Raw genomic sequence first — 21,994 nt, 5'->3', positions numbered from 1 at the left:
AAAGCTAGAATTGAAGAAGATGAGGAGGGATTCGAGTGGATCAAATTATGATCAAGCATATGGAAACGGTAAGGGATATTACGCTGAATACCCTTGGAAAAATAAAAGAAGAGCGGGCAGATATCATTCCGCAAGGCTTCACCAACAATATCCGCTGGAATCTCGGGCACATTGCCTTCGTTCAGGAGAAAATCGTCTTCGGCATTTCAGGCGGAACACCCGAGCTTCCTGCCGAATACAAGGATTTATTCCGTGCAGGAACATCTCCTGCCGACTGGGGAGAGCACGTTCCATCACTAAGTGAGATCAGAGCCGTACTTCAGGACCAGACAAACCGCATCAAAGCGTTCATCCCGGAGCACTACCATGAAGATTTAAAACAGCCGTTTACGAACAGTGCAGGCATCACATTCAATACAGTAGGAGAAACCTTTTTGTTCAGCTTCTTCCACGAAGCCATGCACCTTGAAACCATCAAGCAGATTCATAAAGCGATTAAAAGAGAAGAAGCAGCCGTTTGACGGGCTGCTTTTTTTTGAGTGAGGGATGTAACTTAGGGATTCTTGTCTTGGGTTTGCGACACTTTCGGGCTTCCTGCTCAGCGGAAAGTGTTCCTAGCTCGGGTTTGTGACACTTTCAAGCTTCCTGATCAGGGGGAAAATGTTCTTAAACTGGGTTAGCAACACTTTCAACCCTTCTGCTCTGCGGAAAAGTGTTCTTAAACTGGGTTAGCAACACTTTCAACCCTTCTACTCTGCGGAAAAGTGTTCATAAACTGGGTTAGCAACACTTTCAACCCTTCTGCTCTGCGGAAAAGTGTTCTTAAACTGGGTTAGCAACACTTTCAACCCTTCTGCTCTGCGGAAAAGTGTTCTTAAACGAGTTAGCAACACTTTCAACCCTTCTACTCTGCGGAAAAGTGTTCTTAAACTGGGTTAGCAACACTTTCAACCCTTCTGCTCTGCGGAAAAGTGTTCTTAAACTGGATTAGCAACACTTTCAACCCTCCTGCTCAGCGAAAAAGTGTTCTTTAACTTGGTTAGCAACACTTTCAGGCTTCCGACTCAGTGAGATAGTGCTCTCAACTCAGGTTTTTCTAGCTGCCAAAACAAAAAACCTCAAGCCCCTAAATTCCCGGTTCTCGAGGTTTTTCACGTTTATTTAAACCATCCCTTTTCCTTCGACTGAGAAATGGCTTCGATCCTGTTTTTGACTTCTAGTTTCTCGAAGATGGTGGAAATGTAGTTTCTGACGGTGCCGGCTTTGATGCTGAGCTCTTCTGCAATTTCTTTGGTGTTCATGCCGTCAGCGACCAGTTCCAGTACCTCTTTTTCCCGCTCTGTCAGCGGATTTTCTTCACTGTAAACGTCATCCATCAGTTCCGGGGCATAAATTCTTCTGCCGTCCATGACGCTGCGGATGGAGTTTGCCAGTTCCTCGCTCGGGCTGTCCTTCAGGAGGTATGCACTGACGCCGGCTTTAATCGCCCGCTGAAAATACCCGGTTCGTGAAAAGGTCGTCAGAATAATGACTTTGCACGCATCTTCTTTAAGTGCCTCAGCAGCCTCAAGACCGTTCATGCCGGGCATTTCGATGTCTGTAATGCATACATCCGGCTTAAGTTTTCTTACCAATGAGACTGCATCTTCCCCGTTATTTGCTTTTCCAACGACCTCCATATCATCTTCAAGGTTCAAAAGCGATCCTAGAGCACCGAGCAGCATTTGCTGGTCTTCTGCAATTACAATCCGGATCATATGAGATCCTCCTTCTCCTTTTGTTTCACATCGTTCGGCACTTTTATGATAAGAACAGTCCCCTGTTCAGACTGAATATCAAGACTTCCGTTTACAAACTCAAGCCGTTCTTTCATGCCGTTCAGACCGTTTCCTTTTGTAAAATCACCTTCAGTTATGGCGCCTTTTCCGTCGTCTCTGACGGTCATGATAATCCCGTCCCATGTTTGCTCCACTTTGAAATAGCACGTTTTTGCCCCGCTGTGTCTGACCACATTGTTTACAGCTTCTTTCAGGCACATGCTCAATATATTTTCAGTAAGAAGCGTCACATTGGAAAGTGCCGCATTCTGTTCAATCTTAAAGTCAATCTCGGCAGCCATTAAAATCTGCTTGACCCGGACCATTTCCTCTTTCAGCCGGATGCCCCTCATTTGGGAAACCATTTTTCTCACTTCATTAAGAGCGGTTCTGGCAGTTGCCTGTACGTCCTTCAGCTCTTCTCTCGCTTTTTCGGGATCCTTGTACACAAGTTTTCTGGCAAGGTCGCTTTTCAGTCCGATCAGCGAGAGCTTCTGTCCAAGCGTATCATGCAAATCCCGTGCAATTCGCTGACGTTCTTCAAGCTTTACAAGCTCCGAAATTTTCTTATTCGCATCTTCAAGCTTTTCCTCAAGCTGGCCTCTTTCCTTTTTATTATAAATATTAAATGGAAGAAGAATAACGCTGATGCATGTAATGATAATAAACGGAAGCTGCTGCAGGAAGGAGGATTCTTTTAAAATCAGGCTGAAATTTATGGCTGCAGTTGTCACGACAAGATGAACGACATAAAGCGTGATAAAAGCCACCCTGTCTCTAATATTGCCGATCTGGTAGGCGATATAAAAAGAAAAATAAATATAAGTAAACAGGTACATCGATGTGAAGGAGATGGCCATTAAGAGGCAGCTCCAAAGATAGACAGGCCACCCTTTTGAAATAAAAGCGAGACGGAAAATAATAAAAAACAAAATGGTCAGCGATATACCTACTGCAATTTCAGCTGTAGATGAAGACTGCAGAATGAAATAAAATGGCAATATGCTGAGGACGGCCCAGATATAAGGAGATATTCCGTTGTTAATGTATTTCTTCAGCATGGTGGAAACTCCTTTTTTTACCTATTTTATCACAAGAAAAGCGGAAGCTCCCGCAATACATTTGTTATTTGACATCATAAGAAAATACATGCAGCCTACTGGCTGCATGCCATTTTCATCTATACAGTCTGACTTCTTCTAACTTTTGCGTAAGCGCGGATTTCTTTGTAGCCGACAAACTTTTTCCCCTGCTCATCCCATAAACGGAACTTCAGAGACTGAAGGCTTGTTTTAAGGGTGATGGTCGGGATGTTTTGAAGCGGCTCTGTGTTCACATGTGCTTTTTCCAGGTTGTAGTTGGGTACTCTCGGGCTTAAATGGTGAACATGGTGGTAGCCGATGTTACCTGTCAGCCATTGCAGCGGCTTTGGAAGCTTATAAAAAGAACTTCCTTCAACTGCCGCTTTCACATAATCCCAGTTTTCATCTTCTTCAAAATAAGAATCTTCAAATGTATGCTGCACGTAGAACAGCCATACTCCAAGGGAACCTGAGATCAAAAACAGCGGCGCCTGGACAAGCAAAAATGCTTCCCAGCCGATTGTCAAACACAGCACAGCAACTGCTGCGGCAATCAGAACATTTGTAAGATAGGTATTTATACGCTCGCTGCGTCTAGCACCTTTTTTATTAAAACGATTTTTCAAAAGAAATACATAGGTAGGTCCGAGTCCGAACATAACGAGCGGATTGCGGTATAAACGGTAGGCAATTCTGCGCCACACCGGCTCAGCAAGATACTCATCCACAGTTAACACCCAAATATCACCGGTTCCGCGCTTGTCTAGATTTCCGCTTGTTCCGTGATGGATGGAATGGTCGTGCTGCCACTGGCTGTAAGGAAAAAGAGTTAAAACGCCAGTTATGGTTCCAACAATCTTGTTTGCTTTTCTGCTTTTGAAAAACGAGTGATGACAGCAGTCATGGAAAATGATAAAAATCCGCGTCAGAAAAAAGGCGGCTGCTGTCGTAAAGGCAAGCGTCAGGAAATAAGAAATCTGCAGGCTCTGATATGCCAGAATCCAAAGAAGAAAAAAGGGTCCGAGTGTGTTGATCATCTGTATGATGCTTGCTTTCGTATTGGCTTTTTCATATGGAGCTACTTGTTTTCGTAAGTTTTTCTGTAATTCTTTGCTCATAGGTTATTGATTCCCTTCTCAATAAGGTACTTCAAATTATAAAGGGGTTTCAAACGCCTGTGCAGACATATGTGTCATAGACCATACATGATAAATGTCATATAGGCTTTTCCACACTTTTATAAATTTTATATTTTTTAGGAGGAAAATGAAGATTCTGCGGAGAATTAGTTTACGAAACAGCACATACGTTCTTAAAAACTAATTGAATTGGAGAGATGATGATGTTTGTTACCGTAGAAAATTTTCTCGCAGATTACAAAAATGAGGCAGTCTTGACTAAAAAATTGCTTGATGCCCTGACAGATGCCTCTTTAAAACAGGAAACCGCTCCCGGTTACCGGACACTCGGGGAACTCGCATGGCACCTTGTTCCGAACGATTCCATGTTCAAACCGATGGGGCTGAGCATTAAAAATCCAGGAAGCAGCGAGGTGCCTGCAAGTGCTTCTGACATAGCAGAGCAATACCAGATCGGAGCAGATTCAGTCATTGAAGCTGTCAGCAAATGGGACGACGAAAAACTTCTGGAAACAAATGAAGTGTTTGGCTACGAATGGCAAAACGGACTGACACTGTCCCTTTTCCTCAAGCACGAAATTCACCACCGCGGACAGCTGACCGTTCTGATGCGCCAGGCAGGTCTCCCTGTTTACGGCGCGTACGGACCATCAAAGGAAGAATGGTCTGAAATGAATATCCCTTCTCTATAAACAGGTTTATAGGATAGTTTAACCAAAAAAATCCGAACTGCATTCCTTTTAAAATCAGGAATATGTTCGGATTTTTTCTATTCATGCTGTATTAGTGCAGAGATTTGTGGCTGAACTTATATTAGTGGTGCTCATTTGTTCTGGCTCCACACTTATTGGCAGTACTCGCCTTGGTGCTTCCACTTTTCTCTGGCCCCGATCAACATTTCTAGCGTTATTCCCCTTAGTGCTGCCACTTTTCTCTGTTTCCAGCCGCCATTTCTGGCACTACTCGCCTTAGTGCTGCAACTTTTCTCTAGCCACAAACACCATTTCTGGCGCAACTTCCAAATTTCCTTCCCAGCCTTCACCTTCAATGAACAACTGCATGTTTTCTATTCCATTTTTTATGTTTAAACTCATTTTTAAAGTAAGGCAAGACCAGTCTGTCTAATCCGTAAAACCAGGCTGCTGCACCAGCCGCTATCAGGAGAAAAGCTGCGGTGTAGAGGACCGGATTCGTGCTTGTTGTACCTGCCAGCATGAAGTTGAGGTTCATAAACGCTCCGGCAAGCAATGCCGGAAGTGTTGCAAGTCCGATGATCAAGCCTATTCCGACCAGTAATTCTCCCCAAGGAATAAGAACGTTGATAAGGTCAGCATTCGGGAGCGCCGCATGCTTCAAAAATGCAGCGTACCAGCCTTGTACAGCCGGGTGCTCGCCGCCTGCTTTTGCAATAGCACCTTGCAGATAACCTGTGGCATCAAAGCCTCCTGCTATTTTCGCAATTCCTGCTTCAAACCATTGAACGCCGAGCCAAATGCGAAGAACGGTCCAAACAATCGCCATTTTCGGTCCTCTTAACCAAGCCATCATTTCCATCTCCTCTTTGTGAAATCTTTCACAAAAGTAATTAAAAAAATATATGATCCCTGCCAGCTGGTTATACTCCGGAAAGTTTGTGAAGTTTTTCACTAACTTTCCTTACTCTTACTATACTCCTCTAGAATCAACTATTCAACCGCTTTCACAATGTGTTCAAAATATTTTATATTTATACAGCTCAGACCACTCAAGTCTCCCAGTCAGATACTCCATCCCCCAGAACAAAAAAACCCCAACAGCCACAGCCGCCAAGGTTCATCACATCAGTATATTAATCTAATCCGGTTTCCTGACGGATCAGCAGTCATCACAAAGCCATCTTCAATAAACGTTTTCGCACCCATGTTCTTTAACCGTGCAACAGCCTGTTCAACTGCATCTGCATCAGGATAGATGAGTGTAAACCAGTCCAGTCCGGCACTTTCAGGATCTGGTGCAGGTGCTCCTTCGCCTGCCCAAGTATTAAGGCCGAGGTGATGATGGTAGCCGCCTGTGGACATAAACATGGCCTGTCTTCCGTACCTGGCAACGGTTTTAAATCCAAGTCCCTGATCATAAAACGCTTCCGTTTCTTTTAAGGAGGAAACATGCAGATGAACGTGCCCCATAACTGTATTTTCAGGCAAAGAATGCCATGGTTCACCCTTTGCTTCTGCGAGCACACCTTGCGCATCAAGTGTTTCTGTAGTCATTGCCACCTGACTGTCTTGCCAAATCCATTTGGATGCATCACGGTCTGAATAGATTTCAATGCCGTTTCCGTCGGGATCATTTAAGTACAGAGCCTCGCTCACATGATGATCCGAGGCACCAAGCGGAATATTCAAATGGACCAGGTGCTGCAGCACTCTTCCAAGGTCTGAACGTTCAGGAAGCAGCAAGGCAAAATGATAAAGACCAGTGGTTCCTTGCTGTTTGGGAGCAATATTTGGCGGCTGCTCGATTGAAAGAAGCACGTTTTTCCCATCAGCCGTAAGTTCTGCTGTGTGTTCTGTTTCATTCAGCACGTTAAACCCGATGACTTCTTTGTAAAATGCTAAAGAACGCTTTACATCCTTTACTTTAATTCTTACTTCTCCTGTATACGTATTTGGCGCCTTATGAAAACCCATGGTAAACCTCCTTAAATTAACTTACTTTATGTAAGTAATTATATTTTAGTAAGTATTAAAAGTCAATGACTTATTCCATATAAAAAAGACCTGCGCTTTACGCAGATCTCTATCCTTCCATGGGAACCTCCCCGAACCTTCTCCAGAGTTTTGGAAATTTGCGCTGAAGTCCCTCTTCATCATCTTCTTCCCAGTCAAACTCGATTTCCGGGTATGGTGCATAGCCTTCAAGCTGTTCAAAAAGCTCATGATATTCTTCATCATCACGGCCTGTCTTTTCTTCAAATGCAAGACATGCGGCATATAACAGGTCCTCAGCCTGCGGAAAGTCACCATCTTCTTCCATCCGCTCAAGCAGCGGAATCAGCTGTTCAGGATCAACTTTGGCTCCTTCGAATGTTTCTTTTCCCTGAAAAATAAGCCAGGCTCTGAAATAATCAAAGCAGTCATCTGAGCATCCGCCCATAATAATGTAAGCAGCTGCCCACAAATTCGACGAGAATGAGCTGTTCATCTGTTTCTGCAGGATGGCATCGAAACGGACCATTTCTTTATTTGGCATTTTAGATAAGAGGCTGATGAGCCACTCCATCTGCTCCTCTATGTCTTCGCCTCTTCGTTTTGCTTGAGAGAGAAGATTCCAGAAAGCCTCCTCAGTCATGGAAGATTCTTTTACGATCCCGTCTGCTTTTTGGACAGGGACGTAGCCTTTTTTCATTTTTGCTTTTATCAGTTTTTCTGCTTCCTTCAGGCACTCTTTCTCTGAATGAAAAGCTTTTGTTTTCACTGCGCCGCTTGTCCCTGTCTTGCCGTAGGTTACCGTAAAACTCTCTCCGTTTGTACGGATTTCCCAGAATTTATTTGATGAATTGTCTTTATAAATGAGGAGTACTTCCATTCATTATTCTCCTTTTTCCTGTATGGATGTCGGATTTTATATGCAAAAAATAAAAGCATCACCGGTTAAAGTCATGCCCTCAGAATCACCTGCTATTTTAGCTGTTCTATACAAGGCTGTAATCACGCATTTCCATGTACCTTTCAAGCTTTCTTTTCACCCGCTGCAGAGCATTGTCAATGGATTTGACATGCTTGTTCAACTCTTCTGAAATTTCAACGTATGATTGGCCGTCCATATAGAGGGCGAGCACTTTTCGTTCGAGATCACTCAGCATTTCAGCCATTTTCATTTCGATATCCAGCGCTTTTTCCTGGTTGATGATCAAGGCAGCCGGATCCATTGTTTTTGTTCCGGGAATCACATCGAGCAGCGTATGGTTATCATCTTCAAACAGGGGCTTGTACAAAGAGACATAGGAATTTAGAGGGGTGTGCTTCTGACGCGTCGCTGTCTTGATCGCTGTAATGATTTGTCTTGTAATGCACAATTCTGCAAAAGCCTTGAATGATGCCTGCTTGTCCACTTTAAAATCACGGATTGCTTTATAGAGGCCGATCATGCCTTCCTGCACAATATCCTCTCTTTCACCGCCGATTAAAAAGTAGCGGCTCGCTTTTGCACGGACGAAATTGCGGTATTTGCTGATTAAAAAGTCGGTCGATTCTGAATCTCCTTTTTGAACGAGCTCAAGCAATACTTCATCTGGCAAGTCAGCATAATTCTCAATTTTCCTCGCTTCTAATGTAACACTCATACAGATCCCTCCGCAGACTTCGTGATGATGATGACGGTCCCTATCCAAAAACTAGCAACAATGAGTATGATTATAATAACCCAGAAAGAACCTTAAAGATATTCAAAGTTATCGACTGTTGTTTACAGCGGGAGCCATAAAAATAGAAAACAAGGCAAGAAATGATAAAAAAGCTGTCGAATGGTGCAGAACAAATGGATGAAATGTCGCTATTTTGTATACGAAAGAGGTTTAGAGTTTGGATTTTTTGAGTTTTGCCTGCATCACCGGTTTTTTCCCTTTTGTCTGTAAGGTTTTTGATGGCTCATTCTATGTTTTGACGGCTGGGGCTTTCTTCCTGGAAAAAACATCCAGTACAGGTTTTTCCCCGCTGCATTTATTCCGTGATACACAAGTCCGCCTAGAAGAACAAAAAGAATAAAAGCAATGGCAGCCCCAATATCCCAAATGCCGAGACCATTATGAAAGTTTGACCTCTCCATCAGCATGCCGAGAAAATACATGCAGCATATGACGGTCAGGGAGAAAAACACAGCTTCAAAATGATCTCCCAGCAAAACGGATTCATAAGCCATCAACCCTGAAAACAGCAGCATCCCGAAAAGAACCAGGAAGACAAAGAATTTCATGATACCCAGGACTACTTTCATAATGAACCTCTTTTCCTACGAATCAAAAAAATATTTTTTGTTGCGGAAGCTTATGCTGAACACAAGTCCGATTGCGAGCATGTTGCTGATCATCGAGCTTCCGCCGTAACTGATGAACGGCAGGGGTATCCCCGTAATCGGCAAAAGTCCGATTGTCATTCCCGCATTCTGAAAAACGTGAAACGCAAGCATGGAAATGACTCCTGTGCATACGTAGGAAGAAAACGGATCTTTCACATCAAGCGACAAACTGACAATCCGGTAGATCAGCAGAAAATAGAGGCTGATCACAAAGCTTGCGCCGGCAAAGCCGTATTTTTCTCCAATGACACTGAAAATAAAATCAGTGTGCCCCTCAGGCAAATGCACATTGCCAAGCCCCGCTTCCTTTCCCGTTATTAATCCCGATCCAATAGCAAGCATGGATTGATACAGGTGATAGCCTTCACCGTCCCTGAAAGTCTCAGGATCAAGCCATGCATAGATTCTGCCGAGCTGATACTGCCTGACACCGATGATGCTGAGCATGTCCGGCTGAAAGACGATGAGGTAGATGATCAGACTCCCGGCTGATAGCATAAATAGAAAGATGGGCACAATCAATTTCCATGTAATGCCCGAAACGAGCATCATTCCGCTGAAAATGGCCAGCAGGACAAGCGATGTTCCCAAGTCAGGCTGCTGCATGATGACAGCAATAAGGGCAAACGTTGCCAGCAGCATTTTTGCAAACAGCTGCAGATCGCTCTTCCAGTCGCTGAATACTATTTTTTCATGATGAGCTGAAATGAGATGGCTGAGGGCCAGGATCAAAGCAATCTTCGACAGTTCCGAGGGCTGGAGGGAACCGATTCCAGGAATCTGAAACCAGCTTTTCGCCCCGTTGACTGGCCTCGCAATAGATTCGGGCGCCACAATAAGAAAGAGTAAAAGAAGCATGGCAAAGCCATACGCAAACCATTGAATCCGCTGTATTTGCTCCATATCAAAATACATCACGGTTAAAATGATGATGCATCCGACTATATACCACGCAATCTGTTTCACAAGGAAATTTTCGTTATACTGCCCAAATTCCTGAGCCGTGCTGATTGAGAGAAAGCTGATGATGGAAAACAGGAAAATGATAAAGACAAGACTAAAATCAAAAGGATGTTCATTTTTCTCCATACTTTGCAAATCCTTTCGCATGTAGAGCTGTTACAATTCTGTCAGTACGACGTACCGCACTTGCCGCAGTCTCTTTTACCGGGGGCATTTATATAATTCTGAGTCTGAACAATAGCCGTTCCGCAGCCCTGGCAAATAACCGGCTTCACATCATAGAGCTGATCCATTACTTTTCTGCCAAAATAAAACACCGGAATGGCCGGAATCACTACACTTAGTATGACAGCCCACATTGGAATCATCTTCATGCACCTCCTATCATTACATACGAATATTCAGGATAAAAAGTTTCAAAGAACACCAGCCATTTTTTGCTCAATCAAAGCTAAAACCTTCTTATAATATGAATCTTCATGCGGAACAAACCGTTCCATCCCTGCAGTCATTTGTTTGACGCACCGGTTATCATCTGAGTCCTCTTCAAACCCATCTATGACAATGTCTTTTCTGACTCCTTCAATAAGCTCTTTAAAAGCGGTCAGTTCTGTTCTGTAAATCCCTGATACTTCTTCTTTCTGCAGAACAAAGTCAGAGCTAGTTCCATGAAACGGATATAAAAAAACATGGGCAATTTCATTGTCGCGGAGTTCACCCGTTGTAACAGAATAATCAATGATATCCAGCAATTTCAGCTCTGAAAACATCAGTTTAACACCGATTTCTTCCTCGACCTCTCTAATGCCGTCCCTCACAGATTCATCTGCCAGCAAATGTCCGGCGGCTGTAATATCGAGCATGCCTGGATAATCTTTTTTATTTGCGCTTCGAAGCTGAAAATAAAGAAAGATTTTCCCGTTCTCTTCTTTAGCAAACCAGCAGTGAAAGGTTTCATGCCAATAGCCTTTTCTATGTATTTCTTCCCGCGGGGCTGTACCCACTGGCTCTCTATTTTCATTAAATATGCGAAGCAGTTCCTGTTCCATTATAGTTCTCCTGTCATTTTTTCATAGATTGAGAGGGCCTCTGTCACGAATGCCTCATCATACCCGGTTTTTGCGCAAATTCTGTCTGTCCATTCTTCAAGGGAATCTGCATCCCTGTCATGCACCAGACCGGAGTTTGTGCTTAAGAAGCTCCTCCAGTCATAAAACTCCCAGTGTGCGGTTTCTCCGGGCAGCTGCACGCGTGTCTCAACGAGCGGCTTAGGGTGAATGGTATTTTGGGAATGCTCGGCTGCAGCAAGAAACTCCTTCCGGTCAAGCGGCGCCGTCTGATAGATCTGGGATGAGTATTTTCCGTTCGGGCGATGATAGGTGATTTTCAGATCTTCACCCGCAGGCTCCGCTGATATTTCTGCACCCGGAAAAAGCTCTTTCAATCGTGCATTTGTGAACTGTTCGTCATCCGTGTCTATTAAAATCGGCATGAGCCACTGATCCCCGAGGTCACACAGGAAGCGTCTTCCATTTTGATCGCGTGCTATCACCGCACCGTGGTCAAGGCCAATCGGATACGCTTCAATTCCCGCCCTGTCGAATTCATCAAGCAGCCATATGGACAAATCAAAGCAATTGCCTGAGATGCCGTACTGCTCCCTGTGTTCTTTCATCTCTGAAAGGGATCGCTGTTTTTTCCGGCCTGACTTCCTGTTATGCCAGACCTTGGTGAGTGTTTCCATCGGAAAACCGTCAAATTTTCTCCATACTTGTATAATTTCGTTCGGTGCTTTCATTTTTTTCCTCCTGAAAAAGAACCAGGCTTCCCTAGTTCTTGGATGTCTCAATTGACAAATTTCTCTTTTTCTCTCCAAAATTCCTTCCTCAGATGCACTTTTTGAATTTTTCCTGAGGCGGTTTTAGGGAGCTCGTCTGCAAATATGACTCTCGTAGGCGCCTTGAAGTGAGCCAGTTTGCTGCGTGAGAAGGCAATCAGCTCTTCTTCACTTGTGAGAAGCCCTTCTTTAATGACGACGATGGCAAGCGGCGTTTCTCCCCACTTTTCGTGAGGCACAGAGATAACGGCAGCTTCCTGCACGGCAGGATGATCATATAAGACGCCTTCTACTTCAATCGACGAAATGTTTTCGCCTCCGCTTATGATGATGTCTTTTTTCCTGTCGGCAATTTCAATATTGCCTTCTTCATCAACCACTGCCATATCCCCTGTAAAATACCAGCCGTCACGGATGACTTCAGCCGTTCCTTCCGGGTTGTTCCAGTACCCTTCCATGACGCCGTTTCCGCGGACTGCCACTTCACCGATCACACGGCCATTGTGCTGCACTTCTTCACCGGTCTCGGTAAATACACGCACGTCACTGCCTATAAACGCATAGCCCGCTTTTGCTTTCAAACGGTATTTTGCTTCAGGCTCCAAGTGCTTTTGAGTATCCCGGATGATGGACGTAGTAATGAGCGGTGAAGCCTCCGTCATGCCATACACCTGGATAAATTCCCACTGCAGCTCTTCTTCCACTCTTTTGACAAAAGCAGGAGGAGGAGCAGAGCCTGCGACAACAATTCTCATTTCCTGCGCCTGTTTTTCATAGCCATGAGCATCTGCATACTGCAGCAGGCTGTTTAAGACCGTCGGTGCCATATGCATGACCGTTACACCATAGGCATTGATCTTTTTGAAAATGTCTGCGGGCTGTACTTTCCGCAGGCAAACCTGTACTGCCCCATTTGCCGTGTAGTAAAAAGGAGATCCCCACCCGTTAACATGAAACATCGGGAGCACGTGCAGCAGCACATCTCTGTCCGACACTCTGAGATGATGCATAGAGGTCAGCGCATGCAGGTAATTACTGCGGTGAGTCAGCATGACACCTTTAGGTTTGCCGGTCGTTCCGCTTGTGTATAAAAGAGTGGCGAGGTCCTCTTCATCCATTTCCGGGCGGCCGATATCGCTGCTCTCATATAAACTGAGCCATTCCTCATAAGCAAACGTATTGTCATTCCCGGTTTCAAGCCCGTGGACAAGAATGGATTTAACCGTTTTCAATTGGTCCCGGACTGGTTCAATTTGAGCATATAATTCTTGATCAACAAACAATACTTTTGTTTCACTGTGATTTAAAATGTACACATAATCATCCGGAATCAGCCGTGTATTCAGAGGCACCATCACAGCCCCAAGCTGCAAGACACCATAAAAACCTTCGTACATCTCAGATGAATTCGGCGCAAGATACGCAACCCGGTCCCCTTTTTGCACCCCTAAATCTGCAAGTCCCCGTGAAAGCCGGTTTACCCTCTCTCCAACCTGTGCATATGTAAACTCTTTCCCATCATCAATGATGGCTGTCTTCCCCCCGTAAAGCTTTACAGCCCGATCCAGAAAATCTGTCAGCAGCAAAGGCACCTTCATCGTCCGCATCCCCTTTGTCGAAATATTCAATATTTTACACTGCTAGTATACCATAAGTGCTCAAATGTGTTATATAACAAGGTTTCAGCCTTACTGAAAATCGAAAGAAAATCCATAAACCTGTCTATGATTACAAAAATTCCTATTTAATTGTTTGCATTCCTTACAATTACCTTAAATGCTGTTCCACCGTGCCGATACAAAAGAAGGATCACTTTTTTTCTTAAAACTTGTTAGTGACAGAACGTTTTTGGGTATACAATCTTGGTCATTATGAAACCTTAAGGAGCTGCACCATGTTCATCAGAATAGTAAAATCCTACGATTATTCCCTGATTGCCGCTGTATTCGCGCTGAGTGCCTTCGGCCTTGTCATGGTATACAGTTCAAGTATGATTACATCCATCCTGCGGTACGAAGTTACGAGCAGCTATTTCTTTCAAAAGCAGAGTCTGTCTCTTTTTATCGGAACGGCCGCTTTTATCGTTACAGCATTCATTCCTTATAAGCTGTTTCTCCAGAAAAGCATCATCAAGTTTTTATTCTATGGAACCATCGGGTCTTTGCTCGTTGTTTTTGTTTTCGGACATACGGCCGGCAACGCCCAGAGCTGGATCAAGCTTGGAGGAATGGCCGTTCAGCCTGCTGAATTTGCCAAGATGTGGGTCATCATTTACCTTTCTGCCCTGCTTGCTAAAAAACAGCGGTACATGGATGATTTCGGGCATGCGATTCTGCCCCCCGTCATTTTTGTCGTGATTGTCTTTGTTCTTATCCTGATTCAGCCTGATTTTGGAACAGCCCTGATCCTTCTTCTGAACGCATTCATTGTTCTTCTGTGCTCGGGAATGACGCTTAGAAGTTTTATGAGACTTTTCGTATTTTCCATTGCGGCTGCAGGTCTCGGACTTTTGCTTTTATATGTGTCGGATAAACTGGCAGACGTGTTTTCACCCGAAAGGATTTCAAGGTTTACTGGGTTTATGGATCCTTTTGAAAATATGGCCGATTCCGGCTATCAGCTTGTCAGCTCCTATTTTGCCATCAGCAGCGGAGGCGTTGCAGGACTTGGTCTTGGTAACAGCATCCAAAAATACGGATATCTCCCTGAGAGCCATACTGACTTCATCATGGCGGTCATCAGCGAAGAGTTAGGGATAATTGGAGTGATGATTGTTATTGGACTACTTGCTTTTATTGTGTTAAAGGGATTCTTGATAAGCAGATCGTGCAAAGATCCATTCGGTTCGCTGCTTGCCATCGGAATTTCTTCGATGATTGGCATTCAGTCTGTCATTAACCTCGGTGCCGTAGCAGGGCTTCTTCCGATTACCGGCGTGACTCTTCCTTTTGTCAGCTACGGGGGCTCCTCCCTCATCCTGCTTTGCATAGCAGCCGGCATGCTTGTGAATATTTCCATGATGAATAAATTTAAAGAGACTTATGTTGAGGAAAGAACGGCTGCCTGACCTGAAATGCGGAACCGCCCGTTTAGACCCGTCTAAAAAAAGCCAGATCCGCAATGGATCTGGCTTTTCCTGTTAACTCGTCCGATTTGTCATTCTTTTGCGCACAAACCAAATGATCACCGCAACGGCTGCGACTCCGAGCACAGCGTAGATCACGGATGAATAAACACCTACGTAATCATTGATCTTCGGCCATGCTTCGCCTAAGGATGCTCCAAGCAGCACAAGGGCTATGTTCCAGATCAGGGTTCCGGCAGTCGTAAAGAGCAGAAACTTTACAAAGTTCATATTGGACATACCGGCCGGAATGGAAATAAGACTTCGGAGCAGAGGAACCATCCGGCAGAAAAAAACGGTCCAAATGCCGTACTTGTCAAACCAGGCATCTGCCCGGTGTACATCTTTTTTCTTTACCCGGAGGATATGCCCCCACTTGTCGATGATTTTTTCAAGGCGCTCAACGTCAAGCTGAAGGCCGATCCAAAACAGAATGACCGCACCGACAACAGATCCTACTGTAGCAGCAAGGATAACACCCGGAATAGTCAAATCCGAATTGGTTGTCATAAATCCTCCAAAAGGCAAAACGACCTCAGAAGGAATGGGAGGGAAAATATTTTCAAGAGCAATCATCAGAAATATGCCAAAATATCCGTATTGCTCCATAAAATCTGTAATCCAGTTTTCCAAAACGGCTGCTCCTCTCGTGAAGCTTTTTTGATAAAATTCTTCCCTTTGTATCATCTTTTAAAACGTCATTATAAAAATGGCACCTCTGTAAAGAGATGCCATTTTTTCAGTTCACCTGTTCAAAACCAATCGATTTCAGTGCCAGATGGAGGCTTGAATATGATTCTGTTCCTTTGAAATCAAGTCCCAGACTTGTCATTGTCTGAGCAATCTCAGGGCGGATTCCGCTGAGTTTTGTATCAACGCCAAGAAGTGAGAGGGCATCGAGCACTTTGAAGATTTGATTGGCAACCATTGTATCGATAACCGGAACACCTGATAAATCAATGATCAAATATTCATAGCCGCACTCAGCGCTCTTTGTTAAAGCAACGTCCATTAACACCTGGGCACGCTGTGTATCAAGATCTCCTATCAGCGGAAGAACGCCTGTTTTTTCAGAAACATTCACAATCGGCACAGATAATTCATCTACCGCACTTTTAGCAGAATCAATGTTGGCTGAATAGCTCTTCATGTAAAAAACGCTGATTAAATGGATAGCGTGGTCCACTACATAATCAAACGCCGAAAGCAGCAAATAAAACTCATCTAAAGAAAGATTGTCTGCTGAAGCCTGATCCTTGATCATTTCTCCGATAAGATCCCTGTAGAACCTGATCTCCTCAACAGCAAGATCAAGGGGAAACTGAATCGTAACCAGAAGATTAGCCGTCTCTCTTCCCCAATTATTAATCAGACCCACTGCATTCTCTTTTGGAAGTGTTAACGATTCTGCATAAACATCAATCAGCTTGTTTCTCCACTCCGCAACTTCTGTGCTGTTTGATTGAATGCTGTTCGGATATTTAATCGTTCTTTCTTTTTTTATTGCGTTAATTAGAACTTGTTTTTCATCTATTACTTTTTCATTTATTTTTTTCAGGGTTTCTACTAAATTGTTTTTTGTTTGCATGGTTCTCCCTTCCAAAACAATATTCTTTTATTAAGGATAGTACGTTTTAGTTAGAATCTCAAACCATTTATGCCAATTCACTTCAAAAAATATTACCATCTTAATCATGTATAAACATTCATTTTTCATATGTCCGGCTGTCTCCACCAAGAAAAATGTCGAATTCTGTAAAAATGGTTATCTATACGTGGACAAGAACATAATCGGAATCTCAAGCATGTACATAACATGTACTAACAAAACATAAAGGAGGGAAAACATTGAGCATTAAAGTAAAAGTCAATGTAAAAGTCTCTGTTAAAGACATTAATATTGTCACTGCGACTGGGGGAAGCTTTGCTGCAAACAAGGTAAAAGCAGAAGGCGGCGGTCAAATCTCAGGAAATCAGGGGCAGAATGCAAATCAGGGAGGTCAGATTGCAGGGGCAAACGGCAAAAATGCCAACCAGCTGAGCGCTATTGTAGACATTGGCAGTCAAGGTGATCCTGGTGTACTGGAACCGCTCGCTGAGCAGGCTGCAGAAACTGTGGCTGCGGCTGCGGCAGGCCTTGAAGATTCTCCAAAGCCAAAATTATGGCAAAGATGGTTTGAAAACTAACCATTCATCAAAATAAGGTTATCCCGCCTTTTCGTCAAAACGCAAAAAACACTCATTAAGAGTGTTTTTTGTCATGCCTTACTTTTTTACCGGAATCCAAATTTCTGAATAATAGTCGCTGCTGTATGCATCAGCTTCTGTATAAACTTCAAGATCCGGGGTTCCTGCATGTTCATAGCCGCTTGCCGGAAACCACTCTGAATAGATTTTTTTCCACGCCTCCTGCATCGCATCGGGCATCGCGCCTCTTACTTCAAAGATCACCCACTTTGAAGCAGGGACCGTCGTTGAAGCAAGTCCTTCCGGAGTTTCGCCGCTGTAGCTGCATGCAGCCCAATACGTCATCATACTGTCAGGACCCGGTTCACATATTCCCATGATCCCTTTAATACCGCCGTTATTCAGCGCAAGCAGCCTGTCATTGGTTCCGTTCTCATGAATGTCTTTCCACAATTGCGGAATACCAATCAGATTCTCCCCATTTGCACAGGAAAAGCTTCTCTTTACCCCTATAACAGGAAAACTCTCTCTTTCTTCCACTCTGTACTTCATCGGATCTGCTCCTTTCAAACTCACCTGAATTACCAGGCGGCTGTAGCTTGTAAAACAGCATGAGGCTTTTTTAGCTTCGCTCGGGGAAATTCCGTGCTGCCTTCTGAAAGCCTTAGCAAACGATTCAGGAGTGTCATAGCCATATTTCAAAGCAAGCTCAATGACTTTTGTGCTGCTGTGTGCAAGTTCGTGTGCTGCCAGAGTCAGCCTTCTGCGCCGGATATATTCGCCGACTGAAGAGTCTGTCAAAAGGGCAAACGTCCGCTGAAAGTGAAAGACTGATGCATTGGCGGCAGCCGCAATATCTTCAATGGCAATCTCTTCAAGCATATGGTCTTCCATGTAATCAATCGCGTTTTGAATCGCTCCTATCCATGATGGCATATGACTCACCTCCTGACTTTATTTTACAAGCGTCCAGCTCAAGCTTCCTGTCTTTTTCTGCTTTCAGGTGACAGGTTAAAGGTGCTTCGTACAGTTGTACATCTCGCAGGACCAGCCCTTTTCCCCTTTAATCAAGGTGGAAACAGAGGTATTTCTCAGAGCTTCCTTCATCTCAAACTGAGGGACGAGCTGTTTGAGAAAGTGGGCTATGAAGAGGCCGTGACTGACAATCAGAATCTTTTTATCCGGGTGTTCATTCAGCAGGTCTTCCAAAAACTCTTTTCCTCTTTGTATGACATCATCGGTCTTTTCAATGCCGAGGTCGAGACCGCGCCAGCCCTCTCCCCACTTTTCCAGACGTTCATCTTCGGTTGTTCCTTCAATAAGTCCGCCATTCACTTCTACTAAACGATCATCAAAGATAATCGGCAGATTCCCAAGCTTTACGGACACACATTCTGCTGTCTGTCTTGCTCTTTTCAGCGGGCTTGCAAAGATCAGGTCCCATTCTTCCTCACCCAGCCTGTCTGCAAGCTTCTGCGCTTCTTCCATGCCATTTTCATCAAGCGGAATATCCGAGCTGCCCTGAGCTCTTCTCTCAACGTTCCATGCTGTTCTCCCGTGGCGTATGATTCCTATTTGTGTCATATGCGTCCATCCCCTTTGTAAAAATGTGGACAAATTCTCTTAATCTCTCATTTATCCGTCTATGAATATGATACTCTAAAAAAGAGGTGAATACGATGAAAAACAAACCGGTCTATGTGGAAATTCCTATAGAAGCGGAACTGGATAAACTATGGGACGCCACTCAGACTCCAGACTTGCATGAACAATGGGATCTCCGGTTTTCCTCTATTACATATCTGCCAAAAGAAGAAAACGGTCCTCAGCATTTTACCTACAAAACCAATATTGGATTTGGCCTCAGCATAGAAGGCTTTGGAAAAAGTGCCGGTGAATTTCATGCCCGTGACGGGTCAAGAACCTCTTCCCTGCATTTTGGAACCGATCAGAAACGGTCTTTGATCAGGGAAGGAAGAGGCTATTGGAAGTACAAACCAAATCAGGACAATATCACTTTTTTAACACAATATGATTATGATGTCAGATTTGGCAGAGCGGGAGCCATTTTGGACAGGTTTCTGTTCAGGCCGATGATCGGCTGGGCAACCGCGCTAAGCTTTGATGTGTTAAAAAGGTGGCTGGAAAAAGGGGAGACTCCGGGGAGCCAGTACCTCCGTTTTTTCAGCGTCTGGGTGATTTCGTTTCTTTTCTTTTTTGTCTGGACTTACCACGGGGCTGTCCCAAAGCTTTTCTTTCAGCACCCTGAAGAAATCGGAATGGCTGAAAAGCTCCTGCAGATGCCATATAAGGAAGCAGCCCTTCTGACAGCAGGTATTGGAATCGCTGAAATAGCATTCGGAATCCTGTGGCTGATGTCTGTAAAAAAGAAATGGCTGTTTGGGATCCAGCTTCTTGCTTTCCCAATGCTTGCTTTGTCTGCCGCTTTAGCAGACCCGGGTGTTCTCACTCACCCTTTTACACCGATTACATTTAATGCAGCGCTTTTCGTCCTGTCAGGAATCGGCTTTTTTCAAAGCAAAGACGTGCCTTCGGCAAAGAGCTGCAGGCGAAAAAGATAAGGAGAAACAGATGGCTATTTATCAGCAAGTATTACGAGAAGAATATCACCGTCTGCATCCTGCTCTTCAAAAGAGATATCAGTTTCCATTCAGGGGGAGCGGGATGATGCATAAGATAACAGGCGGCCCGAAATGGCTGTATCCGCTCTTTTTAGGGGGAGTCGCATGCAAGCTTCTTTTTCCGGAGAGAGGGGAGAACATTCCGTTTACGATTGTAAATTCTGTGAGAACGGGCGTGGGCGGTGAACAGCAGGTTCATTGGGAGAGAGTGTTTTATTTCCCAGGCAAAAAGAGAGGGTTTAACGCTTTGATGAGCCTGGACAGTGATCGGAACGTCATCAAAGATTACTTGGGCGAACCAGGCCTGTTTTACTCTGATTTAACGTTTCATGTTACGGACCGAGGCAGCCTCAGAATTGAGTCCGGAAATCAAAGGCTTGTCATTGGAAAGCTTGAGATTCCCCTGCCGAAGATCCTCCAGGGTCTGGCATCTGTTGAAGAATCGTTCGATGAAACGAAAGGGTTCTTTACTATCCGGGTAGACGTGACAAATCCGCTGATCGGTCATGTATTTTCCTATGAAGGAGAGTTTGTTTCTGATGAACGTTTATAAAACGGCCGTATTATGCGGTTTGATGTTTTTCCTTTCGGCCGCTTTTCATGAAGGGCCCTGGTATTATCTGCTTCTTACTGCAGCCCAGCTTGTCTACGTCCCGCTTGTGCTAAGACAAGTCATACAAAAAGAGGACTGGTTTTACAAAACGTATAAATGGATCGCTCCTTTCGGATACGGCTCCGTTCTGCTCCTGCACATGCTGGGGCCGTCTCCGGCTGGTCCGATCCTTGCAGGTATTTATCTGCTATTTACAGTCTTTGTCGCAAGTTATGGCGCCACGCGTTTTCTGAAAAGGGGATTTGTAAGATTTGAGGAGTTTTCCATTGACATGGGCCTGATTTCCTTAATGATCGGGGGCGGCTGGTTTTTTGCCCATATTGCTGAAGTTGATACTGGATTCTCTCCGATCATCACGTGGCTGACGGGCATTCATTTTCACTACTCTTCCTTTTTGCTTCCGGTTTTTGCAGGGTTTCTTGGAAGATTGTTAAAAGGAACCGTCTACCGGGCTGCAGTCAGTATTCTGATCGTTTCACCTGTCATTGTTGCTGCAGGCATTGCTTTTTCCGTATGGCTTGAACTTTTTTCAGTGATTCTATACATCACCGGGATTTATGCGCTTATCTGGCATTCTTTTAAAGCGGACATTCCCCGGGGGAAATGGCTCATTCGTCTCTCCTTCTTATCTCTTGGGATCACCATCCTGTTTTCTCTTGCGTATGCGTCAGGAAATGCTTTCGGCGAATATGCCGTTTCCATAGACACCATGCTGAAGTTTCACGGCGTGTTAAACGGCGGGGTTTTTGCGTTGGCTGGAGTGATAGGATGGAGTGTGTCTACACCGGCATCTGCAGCGCTGCCTTCCTTTTCTGTAAGTAAAATACGCGGAAAACAGCATGCGGCGGATCTCGCAGCTGAGGCTCAGATTCATGTGGGACTTGTTGATGATATGAAAATTTACGGTTTAAAGACGACTGATACAATTACAGATTTTTATGAACATACAAGCAGCTACCGTTTGTTTGCAGCCGTGCACTGGCATACCTGGTTTAAACCTTTTGCTTTTTTCTATCATTGGATCAGCAGCCGTACAGAACAAATCCATTTGCCGCTTTCCTCTGCTCAAAAAGAAATGACCGGCGGTATTTATACGGTAAGAGAAGGCTTGGACGGAAGGCCGTCTGTCAGAGCGTGGCACAGACAAATTGATGAAAAAACGGTTTTTCTCGCCCTTTATTCTTATCATCAGAAAGACGGGGAGACCTATATGAATATTGCGCTCCCTCTGCCCGGATGCTCTATGATCGGCATACTCGAGCTCAGTAAATCCGGAGATTCACTGCTTCTGACAAGCAGAAAACAGAACCCTTCATCTGATGCAGGCATCTATCTCGCCTGGAAAAATTACTTGTTCAAGCTTCCTTTAGATGAGGTTTTCAGAGTAGAAGAGACTGAAAAGGGAAAGCTTGCGGCCACCCATCATATGAAAGCAGCAGGTATTCCTTTTTTGACAATCGATTACATGATTTCTAAAAAAGAGAGCTCCTTTTAGCAAAAGCGGTTTTCCAAAAAAAAATACAGCCTTCAGGTAT

General features: G+C 44.4%; 24 protein-coding genes. 7 read left to right on the top strand and 17 right to left on the bottom strand.

Annotation, left to right across the window (positions count from 1 at the left end; genetic code table 11):
• The first annotated feature begins 35 nt into the window (after positions 1-35).
• Positions 36-521, top strand: coding sequence for a DinB family protein (locus tag AZ46_RS00780; protein WP_029282439.1), 486 nt, complete (start codon positions 36-38; stop codon positions 519-521).
• A 636-nt stretch (positions 522-1,157) separates the two neighbouring features.
• On the opposite strand, the gene AZ46_RS00775 is transcribed toward AZ46_RS00780, so the two are convergent.
• The 3 genes from AZ46_RS00775 to desA all read right to left on the bottom strand — a co-directional run bounded on the left by AZ46_RS00775 (position 1,158) and on the right by desA (position 4,017).
• Entirely contained in the window at positions 1,158-1,757 is a 600-nt protein-coding gene (locus AZ46_RS00775) for a response regulator transcription factor (RefSeq protein ID WP_029282441.1), read from the bottom strand.
• Positions 1,754-2,878: a sensor histidine kinase gene (locus AZ46_RS00770; protein ID WP_029282443.1), complete on the bottom strand. Its 1,125-nt coding sequence runs from the start codon at positions 2,876-2,878 to the stop codon at positions 1,754-1,756. The genes AZ46_RS00775 and AZ46_RS00770 overlap by 4 nt, the downstream gene beginning before the upstream one ends.
• A gap of 119 nt (positions 2,879-2,997) precedes the next feature.
• Complete coding sequence (gene desA, locus AZ46_RS00765; RefSeq protein WP_029282445.1) at positions 2,998-4,017, bottom strand: Delta(5) desaturase DesA; 1,020 nt, start codon at positions 4,015-4,017, stop codon at positions 2,998-3,000.
• 224 nt (positions 4,018-4,241) lie between these two features.
• On the opposite strand from desA, the gene AZ46_RS00760 reads away from it, so the two are divergent.
• On the top strand, positions 4,242-4,730 hold the full coding sequence (locus tag AZ46_RS00760; RefSeq protein ID WP_029282447.1) for a DinB family protein: 489 nt from the start codon (positions 4,242-4,244) through the stop codon (positions 4,728-4,730).
• A 352-nt stretch (positions 4,731-5,082) separates the two neighbouring features.
• Here the strand turns inward: AZ46_RS00760 and AZ46_RS00750 are convergent, their stop codons facing one another.
• From AZ46_RS00750 to AZ46_RS00705, 10 genes are all read right to left on the bottom strand, one after another.
• A complete protein-coding gene (locus tag AZ46_RS00750) occupies positions 5,083-5,583 on the bottom strand; it encodes a DoxX family protein (protein ID WP_029282451.1) in 501 nt (166 codons plus the stop codon).
• Between the two features lie 275 nt (positions 5,584-5,858).
• Complete coding sequence (locus tag AZ46_RS00745; protein ID WP_029282453.1) at positions 5,859-6,707, bottom strand: VOC family protein; 849 nt, start codon at positions 6,705-6,707, stop codon at positions 5,859-5,861.
• 109 nt (positions 6,708-6,816) lie between these two features.
• On the bottom strand, positions 6,817-7,605 hold the full coding sequence (locus AZ46_RS00740) for a DUF4240 domain-containing protein (RefSeq protein WP_029282455.1): 789 nt from the start codon (positions 7,603-7,605) through the stop codon (positions 6,817-6,819).
• 106 nt (positions 7,606-7,711) lie between these two features.
• Positions 7,712-8,362 (bottom strand): RNA polymerase sporulation sigma factor SigH, encoded by a 651-nt coding sequence (gene sigH / locus AZ46_RS00735; protein ID WP_029282458.1) that lies wholly within the window; start codon positions 8,360-8,362, stop codon positions 7,712-7,714.
• Between the two features lie 263 nt (positions 8,363-8,625).
• On the bottom strand, positions 8,626-9,012 hold the full coding sequence (locus tag AZ46_RS00730) for a hypothetical protein (RefSeq protein ID WP_029282459.1): 387 nt from the start codon (positions 9,010-9,012) through the stop codon (positions 8,626-8,628).
• A 15-nt stretch (positions 9,013-9,027) separates the two neighbouring features.
• Positions 9,028-10,182 carry an FtsW/RodA/SpoVE family cell cycle protein gene (locus AZ46_RS00725; RefSeq protein ID WP_029282461.1) on the bottom strand — a complete coding sequence of 385 codons (1,155 nt, stop codon included), beginning with the start codon at positions 10,180-10,182 and terminating at the stop codon, positions 9,028-9,030.
• Between the two features lie 41 nt (positions 10,183-10,223).
• On the bottom strand, positions 10,224-10,424 hold the full coding sequence (locus AZ46_RS00720; protein WP_029282463.1) for a hypothetical protein: 201 nt from the start codon (positions 10,422-10,424) through the stop codon (positions 10,224-10,226).
• 48 nt (positions 10,425-10,472) lie between these two features.
• Positions 10,473-11,105: an NUDIX hydrolase gene (locus tag AZ46_RS00715; protein ID WP_029282465.1), complete on the bottom strand. Its 633-nt coding sequence runs from the start codon at positions 11,103-11,105 to the stop codon at positions 10,473-10,475.
• Positions 11,105-11,854: a hypothetical protein gene (locus AZ46_RS00710; RefSeq protein ID WP_029282467.1), complete on the bottom strand. Its 750-nt coding sequence runs from the start codon at positions 11,852-11,854 to the stop codon at positions 11,105-11,107. Before AZ46_RS00710 ends, AZ46_RS00715 begins: the two co-directional genes overlap by 1 nt.
• Before the next feature lie 47 nt (positions 11,855-11,901).
• The gene (locus AZ46_RS00705) at positions 11,902-13,491 is read right to left on the bottom strand and encodes a long-chain-fatty-acid--CoA ligase (RefSeq protein WP_029282469.1); all 1,590 of its coding nucleotides are present in this window, start codon (positions 13,489-13,491) and stop codon (positions 11,902-11,904) included.
• Positions 13,492-13,787: 296 nt separating this feature from the next.
• Here AZ46_RS00705 and ftsW point away from each other — a divergent pair, with 296 nt between their 5' ends.
• On the top strand, positions 13,788-14,960 hold the full coding sequence (ftsW, locus tag AZ46_RS00700) for a putative lipid II flippase FtsW (RefSeq protein ID WP_029282471.1): 1,173 nt from the start codon (positions 13,788-13,790) through the stop codon (positions 14,958-14,960).
• A gap of 72 nt (positions 14,961-15,032) precedes the next feature.
• On the opposite strand, the gene AZ46_RS00695 is transcribed toward ftsW, so the two are convergent.
• Positions 15,033-15,650: a DedA family protein gene (locus tag AZ46_RS00695; protein ID WP_029282473.1), complete on the bottom strand. Its 618-nt coding sequence runs from the start codon at positions 15,648-15,650 to the stop codon at positions 15,033-15,035.
• Positions 15,651-15,756: 106 nt separating this feature from the next.
• The gene (locus AZ46_RS00690) at positions 15,757-16,605 is read right to left on the bottom strand and encodes an STAS domain-containing protein (RefSeq protein WP_035318955.1); all 849 of its coding nucleotides are present in this window, start codon (positions 16,603-16,605) and stop codon (positions 15,757-15,759) included.
• A 260-nt stretch (positions 16,606-16,865) separates the two neighbouring features.
• Between AZ46_RS00690 and AZ46_RS22055 the strand changes: the two genes are divergently transcribed.
• Entirely contained in the window at positions 16,866-17,204 is a 339-nt protein-coding gene (locus AZ46_RS22055; RefSeq protein ID WP_035318952.1) for a hypothetical protein, read from the top strand.
• 78 nt (positions 17,205-17,282) lie between these two features.
• Here AZ46_RS22055 and AZ46_RS00680 read toward each other — a convergent pair whose 3' ends face one another.
• Together AZ46_RS00680 and AZ46_RS00675 are read right to left on the bottom strand one after the other, a co-directional pair.
• Positions 17,283-18,140: an AraC family transcriptional regulator gene (locus tag AZ46_RS00680; RefSeq protein WP_029282477.1), complete on the bottom strand. Its 858-nt coding sequence runs from the start codon at positions 18,138-18,140 to the stop codon at positions 17,283-17,285.
• Positions 18,141-18,215: 75 nt separating this feature from the next.
• On the bottom strand, positions 18,216-18,788 hold the full coding sequence (locus AZ46_RS00675; RefSeq protein WP_029282479.1) for a histidine phosphatase family protein: 573 nt from the start codon (positions 18,786-18,788) through the stop codon (positions 18,216-18,218).
• A 95-nt stretch (positions 18,789-18,883) separates the two neighbouring features.
• Between AZ46_RS00675 and AZ46_RS00670 the strand changes: the two genes are divergently transcribed.
• The 3 genes from AZ46_RS00670 to AZ46_RS00660 are packed head-to-tail and all read left to right on the top strand — an operon-like array spanning position 18,884 to position 21,954.
• Complete coding sequence (locus tag AZ46_RS00670; protein ID WP_029282480.1) at positions 18,884-19,786, top strand: DoxX-like family protein; 903 nt, start codon at positions 18,884-18,886, stop codon at positions 19,784-19,786.
• A 10-nt stretch (positions 19,787-19,796) separates the two neighbouring features.
• Positions 19,797-20,399, top strand: coding sequence for a DUF4166 domain-containing protein (locus tag AZ46_RS00665; RefSeq protein ID WP_029282481.1), 603 nt, complete (start codon positions 19,797-19,799; stop codon positions 20,397-20,399).
• Positions 20,386-21,954: a YndJ family protein gene (locus tag AZ46_RS00660; RefSeq protein WP_051865055.1), complete on the top strand. Its 1,569-nt coding sequence runs from the start codon at positions 20,386-20,388 to the stop codon at positions 21,952-21,954. The genes AZ46_RS00665 and AZ46_RS00660 overlap by 14 nt, the downstream gene beginning before the upstream one ends.
• Positions 21,955-21,994: the final 40 nt, after the last annotated feature.

The sequence above is a fragment of the Metabacillus indicus LMG 22858 genome (genome assembly GCF_000708755.2).
Taxonomy (GTDB): Bacteria; Bacillota; Bacilli; order Bacillales; family Bacillaceae; genus Bacillus_P; species Bacillus_P indicus.
This window is presented reverse-complemented; position numbering and strand designations above follow the sequence as displayed.

What these genes read in the sequence shown, in the direction of transcription:
- AZ46_RS00690 (WP_035318955.1), bottom strand. Translation starts at nt 16,605, where the DNA reads ATGCAAACAAAAAACAATTTAGTAGAAACCCTGAAAAAAATAAATGAA.
- AZ46_RS00670 (WP_029282480.1), top strand. Translation starts at nt 18,884, where the DNA reads ATGAAAAACAAACCGGTCTATGTGGAAATTCCTATAGAAGCGGAACTG.
- AZ46_RS00665 (WP_029282481.1), top strand. Translation starts at nt 19,797, where the DNA reads ATGGCTATTTATCAGCAAGTATTACGAGAAGAATATCACCGTCTGCAT.
- AZ46_RS00750 (WP_029282451.1), bottom strand. Translation starts at nt 5,583, where the DNA reads ATGGCTTGGTTAAGAGGACCGAAAATGGCGATTGTTTGGACCGTTCTT.
- AZ46_RS00770 (WP_029282443.1), bottom strand. Translation starts at nt 2,878, where the DNA reads ATGCTGAAGAAATACATTAACAACGGAATATCTCCTTATATCTGGGCC.
- AZ46_RS00730 (WP_029282459.1), bottom strand. Translation starts at nt 9,012, where the DNA reads ATGAAAGTAGTCCTGGGTATCATGAAATTCTTTGTCTTCCTGGTTCTT.
- AZ46_RS00740 (WP_029282455.1), bottom strand. Translation starts at nt 7,605, where the DNA reads ATGGAAGTACTCCTCATTTATAAAGACAATTCATCAAATAAATTCTGG.
- AZ46_RS00775 (WP_029282441.1), bottom strand. Translation starts at nt 1,757, where the DNA reads ATGATCCGGATTGTAATTGCAGAAGACCAGCAAATGCTGCTCGGTGCT.
- AZ46_RS00725 (WP_029282461.1), bottom strand. Translation starts at nt 10,182, where the DNA reads ATGGAGAAAAATGAACATCCTTTTGATTTTAGTCTTGTCTTTATCATT.
- AZ46_RS00715 (WP_029282465.1), bottom strand. Translation starts at nt 11,105, where the DNA reads ATGGAACAGGAACTGCTTCGCATATTTAATGAAAATAGAGAGCCAGTG.
- AZ46_RS00705 (WP_029282469.1), bottom strand. Translation starts at nt 13,491, where the DNA reads ATGAAGGTGCCTTTGCTGCTGACAGATTTTCTGGATCGGGCTGTAAAG.
- AZ46_RS00720 (WP_029282463.1), bottom strand. Translation starts at nt 10,424, where the DNA reads ATGATTCCAATGTGGGCTGTCATACTAAGTGTAGTGATTCCGGCCATT.
- AZ46_RS00745 (WP_029282453.1), bottom strand. Translation starts at nt 6,707, where the DNA reads ATGGGTTTTCATAAGGCGCCAAATACGTATACAGGAGAAGTAAGAATT.
- AZ46_RS00710 (WP_029282467.1), bottom strand. Translation starts at nt 11,854, where the DNA reads ATGAAAGCACCGAACGAAATTATACAAGTATGGAGAAAATTTGACGGT.
- AZ46_RS00680 (WP_029282477.1), bottom strand. Translation starts at nt 18,140, where the DNA reads ATGCCATCATGGATAGGAGCGATTCAAAACGCGATTGATTACATGGAA.
- AZ46_RS00675 (WP_029282479.1), bottom strand. Translation starts at nt 18,788, where the DNA reads ATGACACAAATAGGAATCATACGCCACGGGAGAACAGCATGGAACGTT.
- desA (WP_029282445.1), bottom strand. Translation starts at nt 4,017, where the DNA reads ATGAGCAAAGAATTACAGAAAAACTTACGAAAACAAGTAGCTCCATAT.
- AZ46_RS00760 (WP_029282447.1), top strand. Translation starts at nt 4,242, where the DNA reads ATGTTTGTTACCGTAGAAAATTTTCTCGCAGATTACAAAAATGAGGCA.
- ftsW (WP_029282471.1), top strand. Translation starts at nt 13,788, where the DNA reads ATGTTCATCAGAATAGTAAAATCCTACGATTATTCCCTGATTGCCGCT.
- AZ46_RS00660 (WP_051865055.1), top strand. Translation starts at nt 20,386, where the DNA reads ATGAACGTTTATAAAACGGCCGTATTATGCGGTTTGATGTTTTTCCTT.
- sigH (WP_029282458.1), bottom strand. Translation starts at nt 8,362, where the DNA reads ATGAGTGTTACATTAGAAGCGAGGAAAATTGAGAATTATGCTGACTTG.